Below are 16,851 nucleotides of genomic sequence, written 5' to 3'. Positions count from 1 at the left end.
CGCTGAGTCGGCGAGGCCGGGCGTGGGTTTCTAGCGGACCGGGTCGAAGTCCCGGCTCGCGATGTAGGTCGGGCGCCGCGCGGGCGCCGAATACGGCTCGCTCAGCGTGTTCTCGACGCTGTTGAACACCAGGAAGATGTTCGACCGCGGGAACGGGGTGATGTTGTTCCCGGAGCCGTGCATGATATTCGAGTCGAACAGCAGCGCCGACCCGCGCGCCCCGGTGAACTGCGCGATACCGTACCGATCGGCCAGCTCGGTGATGTGCTCGTGCGACGGCACCCCGATCTGCTGCTCGCGCAACGACTCCCGATAATGGTCGGCCGGGGTCTCCCCCTGACACGGCACGAACGTCCGATGCGAACCGGGCATCACCATCAGGCTCCCGTTGAACGGATAATTATCCGTCAGCGCGATCGACAGACTGCACGCCCGCGGCGACGGCATCCCGTCCTCCGCATGCCAGGTCTCGAAGTCCGAGTGCCAATAGAACCCGGTGCCCTCGAAGCCCGGCATGTAGTTCACCCGGCTCTGATGGATGTACACCTCCGAGCCGAGCACCTGCCGGGCCAGCCCGACCACCCGCTCGTCGCGCACCAACTCCGCCACCGCGGCGCTGATCCGGTGCACCTCGAAGATCGACCGCACCCGGTTCGACTTCTTCTCGATGATCACCCGCTCGTCCAGGCGCAGCTCGGGATCGGCCGCCAGCCGGTCGATCTCGGCGGAGAAGGCGGCCACCTCCTCCGTGGACAGCAACTCGTCGATGATCGCGTATCCGTCGGCGTCGAAGCTCGCCAGCGCCGGCGCGGTCACCGCACCCCACACCGTGGGATCGGTCCGCTCGCCCGGCGGAGCGGCCGCCGAGGTGCGCGTCGGGTAGCGATCTATTCGACTGTCGGCCAACGTCATTGCAGTGTTCTCCTCCTCACCCGAACTTACTCGCCCACCGCGACCAAGGGGTAGACCCCGTTCTCGTCGTGGACCTCCTTGCCGGTCACCGGCGGGTTGAACACGCACAGCATCCGCATCTGCGTGCGGGTCTCGAGGCGGTGGCGCTCGTGCCCGTCCAGCAGATACATCGAGCCCGGGGCCAGCTCGTAGGTCACGTCGTTGTCGAGGTCGGTGAGCGTGCCCTCACCCTCGACCAGCCACACCGCCTCGATGTGGTTGGCGTAGTGGAACTCGTGCACCGTCCCGGCCTGGATCGTGGTCTCGTGGAAGGAGAATCCCACGCCGTCGCCGCCGAGCACGATCCGCTTGCTGCGCCAACCCTCGGCCGCCACGTCGCGGTCGGTGCCGGTGATCTCCGCGGTGGTCCGCACGATCATTGTCAGTTGCCTCCTCTGGCCGTCTCGACCGCCCGGCCCAGGATGCTCAGGCCGTGGTCCAGTTCGTCGTCGGTAATCGTCAGCGGCGGGAGCAGCTTCACCACCTGATCCTCGGCGCCGGAGGTCTCCACCAGCAGCCCCTGCTCGAAGGCGATCCTGCTCACCTTCCCGGCCTGCGACGCGTCCTCGAACACCAGCCCGTGCACCAGGCCGCGCCCGCGGGTGGACACCCCCTCATAAGTGTCCGCCAACGACGCGAACGCGGCATGGATTCGCTCACCCTTGGCCATCGTCGACAACGTCAGGCGATCGTCGCGCCAGTAGTGATCCAGCGCCACCGTGGCGGTGACGAACGCGGGGTTGTTGCCCCGGAAGGTGCCGTTGTGCTCACCCGGCGCCCACTGGTCCAGCTCCCGGCGCATCAGCACCAGCGCCAGCGGCATGCCGTAGCCGCCGATCGACTTCGACAGCGTCACGATATCCGGTGTGATACCGGCGATCTCGAAGGAGAAGAACGGGCCGGTACGCCCGCAACCCATCTGCACATCGTCGACGATCAGCAGAATCCCACGCGCCGAGCACAATTCGGACAGCTGCCGCAGCCACTCCGGCCGCGCCACATTGACGCCGCCCTCGCCCTGCACGGTCTCCACGATCACCGCCGCGGGCTTGTCCACGCCCGAGGAGTGGTCGTCGAGGGCCCGCGCCATCCACTGCAGCCCCTCGTCGCCGTCCAGGTAGCCGTCGTAGGGCATGGGATTCACGTGCACCAGCGGCACGCCCGCGCCGGCGCGCTTAGCCGCGTTGCCGGTGACCGACAGCGCGCCCAGCGTCATGCCGTGGAAGGCGTTGGTGAAGTTGAGAATCGTGGTGCGGCCGGTCACCTTGCGCGCCAGCTTGAGCGCGGCCTCGACGGCGTTCGCGCCGGTCGGTCCGGGGAACTGCACCTTGTAATCGAGTCCGCGCGGATCGAGCAGGACCTGCTCGATGGTTTCCAGCAGCTCCCGCTTGGCGACGGTGGCCATGTCCAGGCCGTGCGTAATGCCGTCGCGCCCAATGTAATCCAGCAGGGCCGTCTTGAGCACCGGATTGTTGTGGCCGTAGTTCAGCGCACCGGCGCCGGCGAAGAAGTCCAGGTACTCGCGTCCGCCCGCGTCCGTGATCCAGGAGCCTCGGGCGGTGTCGAACACTGTCGGCCAGGACCGGCAGTAACCGCGTACGTCCGATTCCAATGATTCGAAAACGGTCATCTCAGCGGTGGTCATCGATGATCCCTTCCTCTCTCTGCGCCACTGTGTGCAGTGGCGCGATCCGGTACAGGTCTTCGGCTTCGTGCCCGTCCGGAAAATCCTCGGGGCCGAACAGCTGCCTCCTGGTGAGTTCCGCACCGCGGCGGCGCGCCAGCGCGGCGAACATCGCCAGCGACGCCGCGTTGTCCGGCGAGACCGTGGTCTCCAGGGCCGAAATCCCCTGCCCGGCAACGCTGTCGACCAGACGCTCCAGCATCGAGACGGCGATTCCCCTGCCGCGGTAGGCGTGATCGACGGCGACCTGCCAGACGAACAACGTGTCCGGCGCCTGCGGGCGGAAGTAACCCGTCACGAAACCCGCGATGTCGGAACCGATTTCGGCGACCACCGAGGTGGCCGCGAAGTCACGACACCAGAGCAGGTACGCGTAGCTCGAATTCGCGTCCAACACCTGCGAGTCCACGGCGATCCGCCACAGCGCGGTCCCGTCGCCGGGGCGCAGGGTGCGGATGGTCGTGGTCTCGGAGGGAGGAGAAGGCAGCGTTCGGGTCTGCATCACCATTCCAGGGTTGCCCGCGAACTTTGAGGCAAACCGATCGGCTACTTTACGGTCGTGTTACAGAGGCGTTTTTGGTGAGTTACCTCACTTTTCCCGGGGTATACCGGGTAGCTTCACCGTGAAGCGCGCGCCGCCGCCGGGCCGGTCCGTGCACGACACCGTTCCGCCGTGCGCGGCGACGGTCTCCGCCACCAGGGCCAGGCCGATTCCGGTGCCGGTGCCCGATTTTCGGCTGCGCCGAACCGTGACGAAACGGTCGAAGATCCGCTCCCGATCCTCGGCTGCGACACCGGGTCCGGCGTCGTCGACTGTGACGATGATCTCGTCGCCGCGGCGTTCGACACCGACCCCGACCGCGCCGCCGCCGTGTCGCTGGGCGTTGTCCAGCAGGTTCACCACCGCGCGCTCCAGCTCCAATTTGCGCCCGATGACCAGGGCGTCGCGGCCCGTGGCCGTCGACAGCAGGTCGGGCGGGTACCGCAGCTCGGCCAGGGTGTGGGTGAGCAGATCGGGGACCGACAGCGGTTCCGCGTCGGCGGCGTGCATGCGCGCCTCGGCGCGGGCCAGGGCCAGCAAATCGTCCAGCAAACGACGCAGATGATCGAGTTCGGCCTGTACCAGGGCCAATGCCCGGCGGGAGCGCTCGGGCAACTCGTCCTCGTAACGGGCCATGACACCGACGCTGGTGGTGAGGGTGGTCAGCGGGGTACGCAGCTCGTGGCTGACGTCGCCGACCAGCCGCCGCTCGCGATCGATGCGCCGCTGCAACGAGTCGACCATCGTATTGAACGCCGCCACAGTCGGTTCCAGGTCCGGATCGTCGGTATCCGGTAGCCGCGTGCCCAATTCGCCCGACGCGATTCGTGCGGCCGTGCCGGTCACCTGACGCAACGGCTCCAGAAGCCTTCTACTGAGCCATAATCCGAAGATCGCGCCGATCGCGGTCCCGCACAGCGCGCCCAGCAGCAGCGTCTCCCACACGCCGCGGCCGACGACGGCGACGACGGCCACGAGCAGTGCGGAAACCAGACCGGCGGTGGCGGCGAACGCGACAACCGCACGGCCACGCAGACTTTGGCGTGTAGGCAGGCGACGACGCCTATCGCCGAACATCGAGTCGGTAGCCGAGCCCGCGCACCGTCACGACGACGGCGGGCTCGGACGGATCCCGCTCGATCTTGGTGCGCAACCGGCGCACATGCACGTCCACGATCCGCTCGTCGCCGAAAAAGCCGCGGTCCCAGACTCTTTCCAGCAGCACGCTGCGCGACAGCACCCGGCCCGGGGTCTCCGCCAGCTCGCACAGCAGCCGGAATTCGGTGAGCGTCAGGTGCAGTTCCTCGTCGCCGCGCCGCACGGTGCCGCCCTCCGGCGAAAGCAGCAGGGGCGCATCGGGATCGGCGTCGAGCACCACCTCCATCGGGGTGGGTGGCTCGGCGAACTGCTGGGCGCGCCGGCGCAGCGCGCGCATGCGGGCGGTGATCTCCTTGATCTCGAACGGCTTGGTGACGAAGTCGTCGGCCCCCGCCTCCAGCGCCGCCACCACGTCATGGGTGTCGTCGCGCGCGCTCACCACGATGATCGGCACATCGTGATCGCGGCGAATCTCCCGGATGCAGGAGAAGCCGTCCATATCTCCCAGCATGAGGTCGACGATCATCACATCCGGCGCCCCGTTGTCGCGCAGATGCTCGAGCGCGTCCTCGGCCTCCTCGGCCTCGGCGACGTCGTAGCCCTCGTCCTCCATTGCCAACCGCAGGGCACTGCGTACCCGGTCGTCGTCCTCCACGATCATCAGGTTTGCGGTCATGCCGCCGCCTCACCGGCGCTGGCTGTGTCGATCAATCGGTCGCTGCGCTCCCTCATAGCTCTCCACCCTTGCAGACCGAGGCCCGTAGCTCATGCATCCTTACGCACCGCTATCGGCAGCAGCGGTCGAACCGCTCTCGGGACATACATCGGTAGTGGGAGTACCCCGCTGGCCACCACGTAAACCTGGGGCAACACCTCGAGTGCCGGGCCGCGCGGGCGACCCGTAAACTACCCGTCAAGACAGTTAGGCGATTGGTGCGCTGCGGGGGCCCGTCCGCCCAGGCGCACGGCGAGCGCAGGAGACACCATGTCAGGTCGCCGCTGCCGATTCGGTATCGCACTGGGGTCCGCCCTGGTCGTGATGCTGATGGCCGCGTGCTCATCCCATCCGGACTCGTCGTCGAATTCGACGCCGGCGAAACCGGGTCCGGCGGCACCGATCATCTCGGTGACGCCCGGGGACGGCAGCAAGAACGTCGACCCGCTGGGCAAGATCGAGGTGAGCGCGTCCGATGGGGTCCTGACCGCGGTGAGCGTGACCAATGAGCAGGGCAAACCCGTGGACGGCATCTTCACGCCGGACAAGACCGCATGGAAACCGTCCGGTCCGCTCGGCTACGACCACACCTACACGGTCAAGGCCGAGGGCGTGACGATCTCCGGCCCGAGCGGCCCGACCACGGCCACGTTCTCCACCATCACGCCGAGCAATCAGACCAAGGCGTATCTGACCACCACCGGCGGGCAGCCGCTGGCCGACGGCGGCACCTACGGCGTCGGCACGGTCATCGTCGCCCACTTCGACGAGAACATCCCGGACCGGGCCGCCGCGGAGAAGCGGCTCACGGTCACCACCGATCCGCCGGTGCAGGGCGCGTGGTACTGGCTCGACGACCGCAATGCGCACTGGCGGCCGCAGCAGTACTGGGCGCCGGGCACGAAGGTGACCGTGCAGGCCAATATCTATGGCGCGCAACTGGGCCCGGGCCTGTACGGCCAGGAGGATTCCAAGTCCTCGTTCGTCATCGGCCCCTCGCACGTGTCCATCGCCGACGACAACACCAAACAGGTCCAGGTGTACGAGAACGGCAAGCTGATCCGCACCATGCCCACCTCCATGGGCCGCGGCGGCAGCGAGGTGGTCGGCGGGAAGACCATCTACTTCAACACTCCCTCGGGCGTCTACACCGTGATGGACAAGGGCAATCCGGTGATCATGGACTCCTCCACCTACGGCCTGCCGGTCAACTCCCGGCTCGGCTACAAGGAGGCCATCTACTACGCCACCCGCATCAGCGCCGACGGCATCTACCTGCACCAGCTCGACACCACCGTCTGGGCGCAGGGCAACACCGACACCTCACACGGCTGCCTGAACCTCAACCAGGCCAACGCCCAGTGGTTCTACAACTGGTCGATCCCCGGCGACATCGTCGAGGTCCGCAACACCAGCGGCCCACCCCTGCAAACCTGGGACAACGGCGACTGGACCGTGCCGTGGGACGACTGGGTCGCCGGCAGCGCCCTGCACTGACCCGAGAATCCAGCGCAGGCCCTCAGTCGACCTTCGGTCCGCAGGGCGAGGCGGGGCGGGCGGGCTCCGCATATTCCGCGCGGACAGCAACCAGGCCGGGATCGAGGCCAGCGCGCTGTCGCGAAGATCGCGGATTCACCTTCCGCTCGGTATAGTGATAGCTATACTTCTCCTCCGTGGCAGACCAGGAGCGGGAGATCTACGTTGTCAACGAGGTTCGCGAATGGATCATGCAGCTCGACAAAGCGAACTATCGGAGAGTTGTGCAGACTATCGACATGCTGGCCGAGTTCGGACCCGGACTGGGGCGGCCGCTGGTCGATACGATCGTCGGATCGACTCTCCCCAACTTGAAAGAGTTGCGGCCGGGGACCGTCCGCATACTGTTCGTGTTCGACCCGTGGCGAGCATGTGTGCTGCTGGTGGCCGGTGACAAGTGCAATCGGTGGAATTCGTGGTACCGGACCGCTATTCCGCTGGCGGAGCAACGGTACGAGGCGTATCTGATGGAGCGGCGAGAGGAAGAAGAGGGTCGGCGATGACCGGATACTCCCGATGGAAGGACATCCGAACGGAATTCGTCGAGCGGGCCGGAGGTGAGCAGGCCGTTGCCGCGGGTAAGGAGGAGTTGCTGGCGGAGATGGTTGGACATCGGCTGGCCGAGCTCCGTAAGCAGCGTGGTTTTACCCAGCAGCAGATCGCGGAACGGATGGGGGTTACCAAAGGTCGGGTGTCGCAGATCGAGCGGGGGCAGATTTCGGGGCAGGATGTTCTCGCGCGGTATGCCGTGGCGCTGGGGGGACGCCTTCATCAGGCGATCTACTTCGAAGACGGCGATATAGCGGCAATCGCCTGACGAATACCGATACGGTTCGGGCGCGAAAGGCGAAGGCCGCCCTCCTCTTTGGTAGAGGGGGCGGCCTTTGCGTTGTTCGGGGACGGGGTTCAGCCCTTGAATGGGTACTGCTTGTCGAGGGCCAGGTTGAGTTCCAGGACGTTGACTCGGGGTTCGCCCATGAAGCCTAGGGCTCGGCCCTGGGTGTGGGCGGTGACCAGGGTGCGGACCTGGTCGGGGGTGATGCCGCGGGCGTGGGCGACGCGGGCGACCTGGATGGCCGCGTAGTCGGGGGAGATGTTCGGGTCCAGGCCCGAGCCCGAGGCGGTGACGGCGTCGGTCGGGACCGCCGTGGCGGTCGAGGTGTCGCCCTTGACGGGGACGATCCGACCGGCCGAGTAGTCTTCGCCGATGGTGGCGCACTCGACCTTGACGCCTTTGTACGAGGCGAGGAACGGCGTCGCCGGGCAGGCCTCGTTGATGCTGATCACCTTGGTGGGCTTGTTCACGTTGCCCTTCAGGTCACGCGGGCCCATGACCGACAGCACCGCGCCGACCCCGCCGGGGGTGCAGAACGGGCGGCTGCCGTCCACGTGCTCGAGGTCGCCGACGGCCTTGCTGCGGGAGCAGACCGTGGACAGCAGGCTCAGTTTCGCCTTCTTCGGGTCGGTATCGAGGGTGTCGACGACGCTTTCCGGGCCCATATTGCCGAACGCGGAGTTGGTCGGGTCGTAGCCGTCGGGAATGCTGCCATCCGACGGCACCGAGTTGGAGGGGCGGCTCTGGAAGTACTGCACCAGCGGGCCGCCCTTACCATCGGTGAACGCCTGCCCGATCAGGCTGGACCCCACCACCTTCCCGTCGTGTGTGATCAGCGAGCCGTCGGCCTTGTCGTGCAGGCCGGGCAGCTGCGCGACCACGAACACCGCCAGCGGGTAGACGATTCCGGTGATCACCGTGAGCACCAGCAGCGCGCGCAGCGCGGCCAGGTGTTGCCGGATCCAAGTTGACATACGCATTAGGACATCCCCGGGAGGTACATGATGACGAGGTCGATCAGCTTGATACCGATGAACGGGGCGATGATCCCGCCCAGACCATAGATGTAGAGGTTGCGGCTCAACAACTTCGACGCACTGGAGGGCCGATAGTTCACACCCCGCAACGCCAGCGGGATCAACAGCACGATGACGATCGCATTGAAGATCACCGCCGACAGGATCGCCGACTGCGGACTGTGCAACCGCATAATGTTCAACACGTCCAGCCCCGGGAACAGCGCCACGAACAACGCCGGAATGATCGCGAAGTACTTGGCGATATCGTTGGCGATCGAGAACGTCGTCAACGCGCCCCGCGTGATCAGCAACTGCTTGCCGATCTCCACGATCTCGATCAGCTTGGTCGGATCCGAATCCAGATCCACCATATTCCCGGCTTCCTTCGCCGCCGAGGTCCCGGTATTCATCGCCACACCCACATCGGCCTGAGCCAGCGCGGGAGCATCGTTGGTGCCGTCACCGGTCATCGCGACCAACCGGCCCCCATCCTGCTCCTTCCGGATCAGGGCCAGCTTGTCCTCCGGGGTGGCCTCGGCGAGGAAGTCGTCGACACCGGCCTCGTCGGCAATCGCCTTCGCGGTCAACGGATTATCCCCGGTGATCATCACCGTGCGGATACCCATGCGGCGCATCTCATCGAAACGCTCCCGCATGCCTTGCTTCACAACGTCTTTCAGATGAATGACGCCCAGCACCCGCGCGGCGCCACCGGCGATCTCACCGACCACCAGCGGCGTACCGCCGGAAGCCGAGATCCCGTCCACGGTCTGGCCCAGCTCGACCGGCACCGCGCCACCCGAGGACCGCACCCATTCCGTGACGGCGCTGGCCGCGCCCTTGCGCAGCTGATGCCCGTCGGACAGGTCCACCCCCGACATGCGGGTCTGCGCGGTGAATTCCACCCACGTGGCCCCGACCAGCTCACCGGGAGTCCGCTCCCGCTTGTTGTACGCCTGCTTGGCGTACACCACGATCGACCGGCCCTCCGGGGTCTCGTCCGCGAGGCTGGAAAGCTGTGCGGCATCGGCCAACTCGTCGGCCGTCACGCCCGGCATCGGCACGAAGTCCGCGGCTTGCCGGTTGCCGAGGGTGATGGTGCCGGTCTTGTCCAGCAGCAGCGTGTTCACATCGCCCGCGGCCTCGACCGCGCGCCCCGACATGGCCAGCACATTGCGCTGCACCAATCGGTCCATGCCCGCGATCCCGATCGCGGACAGCAACGCCCCGATGGTGGTCGGGATCAGGCACACCAGCAGCGACACCATCACGATCCCGGTCACACCGTTGACGTCCAGCGACTGGCTGTCGGCGACACCGGGGTTGTCGGCCTTGGAGAAGATCGCCAGCGGCTGCAGGGTCGCCACCGCGAACACGAATATGATGGTGAGCGCGGCCAGCAGGATGTTCAGCGCGATCTCGTTCGGCGTCTTCTGCCGACTGGCGCCTTCCACCAGCGCGATCATCTTGTCGATGAACGACCCACCCGGCTCCTGGGTGACCTTCACGACGATCCGGTCCGACAGCACGGTGGTACCGCCGGTGACCGCGGACCGGTCACCACCGGACTCCCGGATCACCGGCGCGGATTCGCCGGTGATGGCCGACTCGTCCACCGACGCAATACCTTCCACCACATCGCCGTCACCGGGAATCACCTGCCCGGCCTCGACCACGACATAGTCACCACGCTGCAACTCCGGAGCCGCCACGCTCTCCTCGGTGACGCGCTCGATCCCCGGATGCCATTCCACCAACCGCCGCGCGACGGTATCGGTCTTGGCCTTGCGCAATGTATCGGCCTGGGCCTTGCCGCGCCCCTCGGCGACGGCCTCGGCCAGGTTGGCGAAAATCACCGTCAGCCACAGCCATACGACGATCGCCCAGGCGAAGAAGGTCGGTTTGTAGATCGCGAGCACGGTCGACCAGACCGCACCCAGCTCCACGATCAGCATCACCGGATTGCGCCACAGCGTGCGCGGATCCAGTTTCCTGACCGCGTCGGGCAGCGACTTGACGAGCATCTTGGGATCGAACAGGCCGCTCGCCACCCGGCCCTTGGCCTCGGCCGAGTGCTGCTGTTTCGACGCAGCGGTGTCGAGAGTGGTTGTCATTTCAGTGAATTCCTTCGGCGAGCGGCCCGAGCGCCAGCGCGGGCAAGAAGGTGAGGGCGACCAGGATGACCGTCACACCCGCCACCATGCCGACGAACTGCGGCCGATGCGTCGGCAGGGTGCCGACGGACTCCGGGGTGTGGCCCTGCTGCGCCAGCGAACCGGCCAGTGCGAGAACGAAAACGATCGGAATGAACCGGCCCAACACCATGGCCAGACCCAGCGCGGTATTCCACCAGACGGTATTGCCGCTCAGGCCCGCGAACGCCGAGCCGTTGTTGTTGGCCGCGGAGGTGAACGCGTACAGCACCTCCGACAATCCGTGCGCCCCCGTGTTCGCCATACCCGCGCGCTCCCCCGGCAACGCCATCGCAATGGCGGTCCCCACCAGCACGATCAGCGGGCTGACCAGGAAATACGAAGCGGCCAGCTTGATTTCGCGCGGGGTGATCTTCTTACCCAGGTACTCCGGGGTGCGGCCGACCATCAGGCCCGCGATGAACACCGTGATCACGGCCAGGATCAGCATGCCGTACAGACCCGAACCGGTACCACCCGGCGCGACCTCACCCAGCTGCATATTGAACATCGTCATCAAGCCGCCGAGGCTGGTGTAGGAGTCGTGCGCGGAATCGACCGCGCCCGTGGAGGTCAGCGTGGTCGCGGTGGCGAAGGTCGCCGAATTCGACACCCCGAAGCGGGTTTCCACCCCCTCCATGGCCGCGCCGACCGCGGTGGGCACGGTGCCGTGGTGCCGCATCTGGAAGAAGTTCTGCAGCACCAGGCTGAACAGCGCCAGCGTGGTCATGACCGACAGGATCGCCCAGCCCTGCTTGGTGTTGCCGACCATGCGCCCGAAGGTGCGCGGCAGCGAGAAGCTGATCACCAGCAGCAGGAAGATCTCGACGAAATTGGTCCACGCCGTGGGGTTCTCGAACGGATGCGCGGAGTTCACATTGAAGAACCCGCCACCATTGGTCCCCAGCAGCTTGATGACCTCCTGGCTCGCCACCGGACCTCCCGGCAGGGTCTGCGCGCCGGTGTTGCCCACCGTGTGCGCGGCCTGGTCGAGCACGTGGAAGTTCTCGATGACGCCGCCCGCGACCAGCACGATCGCGAACACGAACGCGATCGGCAGCAGAATGCGGATGGTTCCCCGCACCAGATCCACCCAGAAGTTGCCGAGATCGCCGGTGTGATGACGGGCGAAGCTACGCACCAGCGCGATCGCCACCGCCATACCGACGGCCGCCGACACGAAGTTCTGCACCGCCAGGCCGCACATCTGCACGATATGCCCCAGCGTCGACTCACCGGCATAGTTCTGCCAGTTGGTATTGGTGACGAAGCTGATCGCGGTGTTCCACGCCAGATCCGCGGACATCTTGGTCCCCGGATCATGCGGGTGCAGCGGCAGTTTGCCCTGCACCAGTTGCAGGAAGAACAGGAACAGCACGCTGACCGCCGAGAAGGCCAGCACACTGCGGGCATACACCGCCCAGGTCTGCTCCACGCCCGGCTGCACCCCGATGGCGCGGTAGATCACACGCTCGGCGCGCGAATGCTTCTCCGAGGAGTAGACCCGATACATGTAGTCGCCCAACGGAATATGAACGACGGCAAGGGCGATGACCAGGGCCGCCGCGAAGACGATCCCTGCGGTAGTCGTGTTCACCTAGAACCTCTCCGGAAACAGCAGCGCGGCAATGAGATACACGGCGATGGCGACGGCGAGAACCAGACCGATGATGTTCTGCGTCACAGCCGTTCCACTCCCCGTTGGATCAGGCCGAGCAGCGCGAAAATCGCCACCGTCAGCACCGTGAACACCACGACAGACATGTGTTGGAACCTCTCTTCGAACACGACGCACCCGCGATGCGCCGGAGTGAGTCAAGCGTCGATATCGGTCGTTTTCGAGGCCGTTAACGCCTTCTTAGCGTCCCAGACGTCCGGATTGACGGGCCGCTTACGGGTGACCCCGGTGTGTCGCCGGAAAGGCATAAAGGTCGATGTCACAGCCGTCAAGAAGGCGTAAAGACCACGGTAGCTCCGGATGCGGGCGGTAGACAGTGGTGAGCTCGGCCGCGGCAGGTGACGGCCGGCGTCGGGATGAGTAAGGAGAGGGACGGTGCCGGACTTCACGGTCACGCTGTGTGTGATTCTCGGCTTCCTGGGCTGCGCGCTGCTCCTGCGCGTGCTCGCCAACCCGGGCACGCAAACCAGGACACGCGTGCCGGGGCGTTCGCGACGCACGTCACGCGCGATGATTGACGAGTGAAACGCGGTCAATTACGGATCTACCTGGGCGCCGCCCCCGGTGTGGGCAAGACCTACGCGATGCTCGGTGAGGCGCATCGGCGCCTGGAACGCGGCCGGGACGTGGTGGCCGCGGTGGTGGAGACCCATGGTCGCAAGAAGACCGCCGAGTTGCTGGAAGGCATCGAGCGCGTCGCACCGAAGATGATGTCCTACCGCGAGACCACCATCGCGGAACTCGATGTCGACGCCGTGCTGCGGCGGCGGCCCACGGTGGTGCTCGTCGACGAACTGGCGCACACCAACGTGCCCGGCTCCCGCAACGAGAAGCGCTGGCAGGACGTGCACGAACTGCTCGAGGCCGGCATCGACGTGGTGTCCACGGTCAATGTGCAGCACCTGGAGAGCCTCAACGACGTGGTCGAGCAGATCACCGGCGTGGTGCAGCGAGAAACGGTGCCGGACTGGGTGGTTCGCAGCGCCGATCAGGTGGAGCTGGTCGACGTCACGCCGGAGGCGTTGCGGCGCAGGCTCTCGCACGGCAACGTCTACGCCGCCGAGAAGGTGGACGCCGCGCTGCGCAACTACTTCCGGCCCGGAAACCTCACGGCGCTGCGGGAATTGGCGCTGCTGTGGCTGGCCGACCAGGTCGACGCCGCGCTGGCGAAGTACCGCGCCGACCACAAGATCACCGAGCTGTGGGAGGCCCGCGAGCGGGTCGTGGTCGCGGTGACCGGCGGCCCGGAATCGGAGACCATCGTGCGGCGCGCCAGCCGCATCGCCACCAAGTCCAGCGCCGATCTGATCGTGGTGCACGTGGTGCGCGGCGACGGACTGGTGGGCGTGTCCACGCAGCGGCTGGGGCGGCTGCGCGATCTGGCCAACAGCCTCGGCGCCAGCCTGCACACCGTGACCGGCGAGGACGTGCCGAGCGCGCTGCTGGACTTCGCCCGCCAGGTCAACGCCACCCAGCTGGTGCTGGGCACCTCCCGCCGCTCGCGCTGGGCCCGCATCCTGGACGAGGGCATCGGCTCGACCGTGGTGCAGATGTCGGGAAAGATCGACGTGCACATGGTCACCCACGAGGGGGCCAAGACCGGGTTCCGCTGGTCCTCGGTGGCGCCGCGGGAACACAAGACGATCTCCTGGCTGGCGTCGCTGCTCACGCCCGTCGTGATCACCGCGATCTGCTACTTCTGGCTGGACCGGCACCTGGACCTGGGTGGCGAGAGCGCGCTGTATTTCATCGGCGTCATCGCGGTCTCGCTGCTGGGCGGCGTCGCCCCGGCCGCGCTGTCGGCGGTGCTGGGCGGCCTGCTGCTGAACTGGTTCTTCGTCTCGCCCACCAACAGCCTCACCATCGCCGAGCTGAACAACTTCCTCACCGTGGTGGTGATGGCCATGGTCGCGGTCGCGGTCGCGGCGCTGGTGGACCTGTCGAACAAGCGAACCCGCGAGGCGCGCAAGGCTTCCCGCCAGGCCGAGCTGCTGATCCTGTTCGCGGGCTCGGTGCTGCACGGCGCCGACCTGCACGATCTGCTCGAGCGCGCCCGCGAGACCTACGGCCAGCGCGCGGTCAGCTTCGCCACCGACGACGACGTCATCGCCTGCGTCGGCGAGAACCCCGCCCGCCGGGTCGCCGACGCCGACACCGCCATCGAGGCGGGCGACGACACGCACTGGCTGCTACTCAACGGCCGTGCCCTCACCCCGGGCGATCGGCTGGTGCTGGGCGCGGTCGCCAATCAGGCGGCCGGGCTGGTGCGCCAGCGCAAGCTGTCCGACGAGGCGCAGGCCGCGGCCAGCGTGATCGAGGCCGACCGGCTGCGCCGCGCGCTGCTGTCGGCGGTCAGCCACGACCTGCGCACCCCACTGGCGGCGGCCAAGGCCGCGGTGTCCAGCCTGCGCAGCGACGACGTGGAGTTCTCCGCCGAGGACACCGCCGAATTGCTGGAAACCATCGAGGAATCGGTCGATCAGCTCACCGGGCTGGTCGGCAACCTGCTGGACTCCTCGCGGCTCGCGGTGGGTGTGGTGAAACCGCAGCTGCGCCGGGTGTATCTGGAGGAGGTCGTCAATCGCACGGTCGTCGGCATCGGCATGGGCACCCGCGGGCTGCGGCGCGCGGCCATGGACCGGGTCAAGGTCGAGGTCGGCGACGTCTCCGTGCTCGCCGACAGCGGCCTGCTGGAACGGGTGCTGGCCAACCTGATCGACAACGCGCTGCGCTACTCCCCCGCCGACTCGCCCATCCGGGTGACCGCCGAACGCACCGGCGACCGCGTGTCGATCACGGTGGTCGACTCCGGTCCCGGCGTGCCGACCGACCTGGAGGACCAGCTGTTCGAGCCCTTCCAGCGGCTCGGCGACCGCGACAACTCCACCGGTGTCGGCCTGGGCCTGTCCGTGGTCCGCGGCTTCGTCGAGGCGATGGGCGGAACCGTGCACGCCGAACCGACACCCGCCGGCGGTTTGACGATGGTGGTCGATCTACCGGCCGACTCGGAGGCATGATGAGCGACAATGATCGGGTTGCTCGTCGTGCCCACACAGACACAGATCGAGAACAGGAGATCGGGTGACGACACCTGTGGCGCCGACCAAGGTTCTGGTGGTCGACGACGAACCGCAGATCCTGCGAGCGCTGCGCATCAACCTCTCGGTGCGCGGCTACGAGGTGATCACCGCGTCCACCGGGGCCGCGGCACTGCGAGCGGCGGCCGAGAAACACCCCGATGTGGTGGTGCTCGACCTCGGCCTGCCCGATATGGACGGCATCGACGTGCTGGCCGGGCTGCGTGGCTGGAGCCAGGCGCCGGTCATCGTGCTGTCGGCGCGCACCGATTCCACCGACAAGGTGGAGGCGCTGGACGCGGGCGCGGACGACTATGTCACCAAGCCCTTCGGCATGGACGAGCTGCTGGCCCGGCTGCGGGCCGCGGTGCGCCGGGCCGCGGCCACCGCCGACACCACCGACCCGGTGGTCGAAACCTCCTCGTTCACCGTCGATCTGGCGGCCAAGAAGGTCACCAAGCACGGCACCGACGTGCACCTGACCCCCACCGAGTGGGGCGTGCTGGAGATGCTGGTGCGCAACCAGGGCAAGCTGGTCGGCCGCCGCGAGCTGCTGCGCGAGGTGTGGGGGCCGTCGTACGCGACCGAAACCCATTACCTGCGTGTCTATCTCGCCCAGTTACGCCGCAAACTCGAGGACGACCCCTCCCATCCCAAGCACCTGCTCACCGAGGCGGGCATGGGCTATCGCTTCAGCGCCTGACCGCCGTCCACCGTCGCCGCGATGACGCAGACCACAGCGCCAGGTGTGTCACCGCGGCACGCGAATGGCAGGATCGAGATATGGCTGAGCAGACCTCCGTATCTCCCGCCGCGACCGCCCCGGCGCAGACCGAGCTGTGGGTCGAGCGCACCGGCGTTCGCCGCTACACGGGACGCAGCTCCCGCGGCGCCGAGGTGCTGATCGGCTCGGAGAGCGTTCCGGGCGTGTTCACCCCCGGCGAGCTGCTGAAGGTCGCGCTGGCGGCGTGCACCGGAATGAGTTCGGACTTCCCGCTGTCGAATCGGCTCGGCGACGGCTACGACGTGACGATCCGGGTGTCGGGCGCCGCCGACCGGGAGAACGAGGTCTACCCGGAGCTGGACGAGGTGGTCGAGCTGGATCTGTCGGAGCTGGACGAGGCCGGGCGCGAACGGCTGCTGGTGACCGTGCAGCGGGCCATCGACAAGGTCTGCACCGTCGGCCGCACCCTGCAGGCGGGCACCAAGGTCACCCTCTCGTTCCAGGTGGAGTCCTGACGTGACGGCCGGTCCGGTCCGGTTGAGCGCCTGGGTGCACGGGCGGGTGCAGGGCGTGGGATTCCGCTGGTGGACCCGCTCGCGGGCACTGGAACTCGGGCTGGTCGGCTACGCGCGCAATACGCGCGACGGCCGGGTCCACGTCGTCGCCGAGGGTCCGCGCGAGCGGGGCGAGCGGCTGCTGACGCTGTTGCGGTCCGAGGACACACCTGGTCGGGTCGACCTCGTTGTGGAAGACTGGGACGCCGCCCAGGGCGATCTGGTCGGCTTCGAGGAACGATAAGTG

Annotated in this window: 19 protein-coding genes; 8 read left to right on the top strand and 11 right to left on the bottom strand. The window is 67.2% G+C overall.

Annotated features, from left to right (window positions below):
• Window positions 1-30 precede the first annotated feature (30 nt).
• The 6 genes from thpD to HPY32_RS32505 form a co-directional block, all read right to left on the bottom strand.
• On the bottom strand, window positions 31-912 hold the full coding sequence (thpD, locus tag HPY32_RS32530; RefSeq protein ID WP_067578606.1) for an ectoine hydroxylase: 882 nt from the start codon (window positions 910-912) through the stop codon (window positions 31-33).
• A gap of 26 nt (window positions 913-938) precedes the next feature.
• Window positions 939-1,331, bottom strand: coding sequence for an ectoine synthase (locus tag HPY32_RS32525; protein WP_067578604.1), 393 nt, complete (start codon window positions 1,329-1,331; stop codon window positions 939-941).
• A gap of 2 nt (window positions 1,332-1,333) precedes the next feature.
• Entirely contained in the window at window positions 1,334-2,596 is a 1,263-nt protein-coding gene (ectB, locus tag HPY32_RS32520) for a diaminobutyrate--2-oxoglutarate transaminase (protein WP_067578602.1), read from the bottom strand.
• On the bottom strand, window positions 2,583-3,137 hold the full coding sequence (gene ectA, locus HPY32_RS32515; RefSeq protein ID WP_082871066.1) for a diaminobutyrate acetyltransferase: 555 nt from the start codon (window positions 3,135-3,137) through the stop codon (window positions 2,583-2,585). The genes ectB and ectA overlap by 14 nt, the downstream gene beginning before the upstream one ends.
• An 87-nt stretch (window positions 3,138-3,224) precedes the next feature.
• Window positions 3,225-4,151 carry a HAMP domain-containing sensor histidine kinase gene (locus tag HPY32_RS32510; RefSeq protein ID WP_067578600.1) on the bottom strand — a complete coding sequence of 309 codons (927 nt, stop codon included), beginning with the start codon at window positions 4,149-4,151 and terminating at the stop codon, window positions 3,225-3,227.
• An 88-nt stretch (window positions 4,152-4,239) separates the two neighbouring features.
• Window positions 4,240-4,950, bottom strand: coding sequence for a response regulator transcription factor (locus HPY32_RS32505; RefSeq protein ID WP_067578598.1), 711 nt, complete (start codon window positions 4,948-4,950; stop codon window positions 4,240-4,242).
• Window positions 4,951-5,259: 309 nt separating this feature from the next.
• Here HPY32_RS32505 and HPY32_RS32500 point away from each other — a divergent pair, with 309 nt between their 5' ends.
• The 3 genes from HPY32_RS32500 to HPY32_RS32490 all read left to right on the top strand — a co-directional run bounded on the left by HPY32_RS32500 (window position 5,260) and on the right by HPY32_RS32490 (window position 7,342).
• Window positions 5,260-6,486 (top strand): L,D-transpeptidase, encoded by a 1,227-nt coding sequence (locus HPY32_RS32500; protein WP_067578596.1) that lies wholly within the window; start codon window positions 5,260-5,262, stop codon window positions 6,484-6,486.
• A 176-nt stretch (window positions 6,487-6,662) separates the two neighbouring features.
• The gene (locus HPY32_RS32495; RefSeq protein ID WP_067578595.1) at window positions 6,663-7,028 is read left to right on the top strand and encodes a type II toxin-antitoxin system RelE/ParE family toxin; all 366 of its coding nucleotides are present in this window, start codon (window positions 6,663-6,665) and stop codon (window positions 7,026-7,028) included.
• Complete coding sequence (locus HPY32_RS32490; protein WP_067578593.1) at window positions 7,025-7,342, top strand: helix-turn-helix domain-containing protein; 318 nt, start codon at window positions 7,025-7,027, stop codon at window positions 7,340-7,342. Before HPY32_RS32495 ends, HPY32_RS32490 begins: the two co-directional genes overlap by 4 nt.
• An 89-nt stretch (window positions 7,343-7,431) precedes the next feature.
• Here the strand turns inward: HPY32_RS32490 and HPY32_RS32485 are convergent, their stop codons facing one another.
• From HPY32_RS32485 to HPY32_RS45065, 5 genes are read right to left on the bottom strand one after another with little or no spacing between them, the layout of a single operon-like run.
• Entirely contained in the window at window positions 7,432-8,340 is a 909-nt protein-coding gene (locus HPY32_RS32485) for a potassium-transporting ATPase subunit C (RefSeq protein ID WP_067578592.1), read from the bottom strand.
• A complete protein-coding gene (gene kdpB, locus HPY32_RS32480; RefSeq protein WP_067578590.1) occupies window positions 8,340-10,493 on the bottom strand; it encodes a potassium-transporting ATPase subunit KdpB in 2,154 nt (717 codons plus the stop codon). Before kdpB ends, HPY32_RS32485 begins: the two co-directional genes overlap by 1 nt.
• A gap of 1 nt (window position 10,494) precedes the next feature.
• Window positions 10,495-12,168, bottom strand: a complete 1,674-nt coding sequence (gene kdpA, locus HPY32_RS32475) for a potassium-transporting ATPase subunit KdpA (RefSeq protein ID WP_067578588.1) — start codon at window positions 12,166-12,168, stop codon at window positions 10,495-10,497.
• Window positions 12,169-12,255, bottom strand: a complete 87-nt coding sequence (gene kdpF / locus HPY32_RS45070) for a K(+)-transporting ATPase subunit F (protein ID WP_269456487.1) — start codon at window positions 12,253-12,255, stop codon at window positions 12,169-12,171.
• Window positions 12,252-12,359, bottom strand: a complete 108-nt coding sequence (locus tag HPY32_RS45065) for a potassium-transporting ATPase (RefSeq protein ID WP_231951331.1) — start codon at window positions 12,357-12,359, stop codon at window positions 12,252-12,254. The genes kdpF and HPY32_RS45065 overlap by 4 nt, the downstream gene beginning before the upstream one ends.
• A gap of 265 nt (window positions 12,360-12,624) precedes the next feature.
• Here HPY32_RS45065 and HPY32_RS32465 point away from each other — a divergent pair, with 265 nt between their 5' ends.
• The 5 genes from HPY32_RS32465 to HPY32_RS32445 all read left to right on the top strand — a co-directional run bounded on the left by HPY32_RS32465 (window position 12,625) and on the right by HPY32_RS32445 (window position 16,848).
• The gene (locus HPY32_RS32465; RefSeq protein ID WP_156673893.1) at window positions 12,625-12,774 is read left to right on the top strand and encodes a hypothetical protein; all 150 of its coding nucleotides are present in this window, start codon (window positions 12,625-12,627) and stop codon (window positions 12,772-12,774) included.
• Window positions 12,771-15,266, top strand: a complete 2,496-nt coding sequence (locus tag HPY32_RS32460; protein WP_067578585.1) for an ATP-binding protein — start codon at window positions 12,771-12,773, stop codon at window positions 15,264-15,266. The genes HPY32_RS32465 and HPY32_RS32460 overlap by 4 nt, the downstream gene beginning before the upstream one ends.
• Window positions 15,267-15,330: 64 nt before the next feature.
• Window positions 15,331-16,029 (top strand): response regulator, encoded by a 699-nt coding sequence (locus HPY32_RS32455; RefSeq protein ID WP_067578583.1) that lies wholly within the window; start codon window positions 15,331-15,333, stop codon window positions 16,027-16,029.
• 80 nt (window positions 16,030-16,109) lie between these two features.
• Window positions 16,110-16,565, top strand: a complete 456-nt coding sequence (locus HPY32_RS32450) for an OsmC family protein (protein WP_067578581.1) — start codon at window positions 16,110-16,112, stop codon at window positions 16,563-16,565.
• A gap of 1 nt (window position 16,566) precedes the next feature.
• The gene (locus HPY32_RS32445) at window positions 16,567-16,848 is read left to right on the top strand and encodes an acylphosphatase (protein WP_231951330.1); all 282 of its coding nucleotides are present in this window, start codon (window positions 16,567-16,569) and stop codon (window positions 16,846-16,848) included.
• Window positions 16,849-16,851: the final 3 nt, after the last annotated feature.

The organism is Nocardia terpenica (genome assembly GCF_013186535.1).
Taxonomy (GTDB): domain Bacteria; phylum Actinomycetota; class Actinomycetes; order Mycobacteriales; family Mycobacteriaceae; genus Nocardia; species Nocardia terpenica.
Note: the sequence above shows the minus strand (reverse complement) of the source record. Positions and strands in the feature narration are given on the sequence as shown.

What these genes read in the sequence shown, in the direction of transcription:
- thpD (WP_067578606.1), bottom strand. Translation starts at nt 912, where the DNA reads ATGACGTTGGCCGACAGTCGAATAGATCGCTACCCGACGCGCACCTCG.
- HPY32_RS32525 (WP_067578604.1), bottom strand. Translation starts at nt 1,331, where the DNA reads ATGATCGTGCGGACCACCGCGGAGATCACCGGCACCGACCGCGACGTG.
- ectB (WP_067578602.1), bottom strand. Translation starts at nt 2,596, where the DNA reads ATGACCACCGCTGAGATGACCGTTTTCGAATCATTGGAATCGGACGTA.
- ectA (WP_082871066.1), bottom strand. Translation starts at nt 3,137, where the DNA reads ATGCAGACCCGAACGCTGCCTTCTCCTCCCTCCGAGACCACGACCATC.
- HPY32_RS32505 (WP_067578598.1), bottom strand. Translation starts at nt 4,950, where the DNA reads ATGACCGCAAACCTGATGATCGTGGAGGACGACGACCGGGTACGCAGT.
- HPY32_RS32500 (WP_067578596.1), top strand. Translation starts at nt 5,260, where the DNA reads ATGTCAGGTCGCCGCTGCCGATTCGGTATCGCACTGGGGTCCGCCCTG.
- HPY32_RS32490 (WP_067578593.1), top strand. Translation starts at nt 7,025, where the DNA reads ATGACCGGATACTCCCGATGGAAGGACATCCGAACGGAATTCGTCGAG.
- HPY32_RS32485 (WP_067578592.1), bottom strand. Translation starts at nt 8,340, where the DNA reads ATGCGTATGTCAACTTGGATCCGGCAACACCTGGCCGCGCTGCGCGCG.
- kdpB (WP_067578590.1), bottom strand. Translation starts at nt 10,493, where the DNA reads ATGACAACCACTCTCGACACCGCTGCGTCGAAACAGCAGCACTCGGCC.
- HPY32_RS32450 (WP_067578581.1), top strand. Translation starts at nt 16,110, where the DNA reads ATGGCTGAGCAGACCTCCGTATCTCCCGCCGCGACCGCCCCGGCGCAG.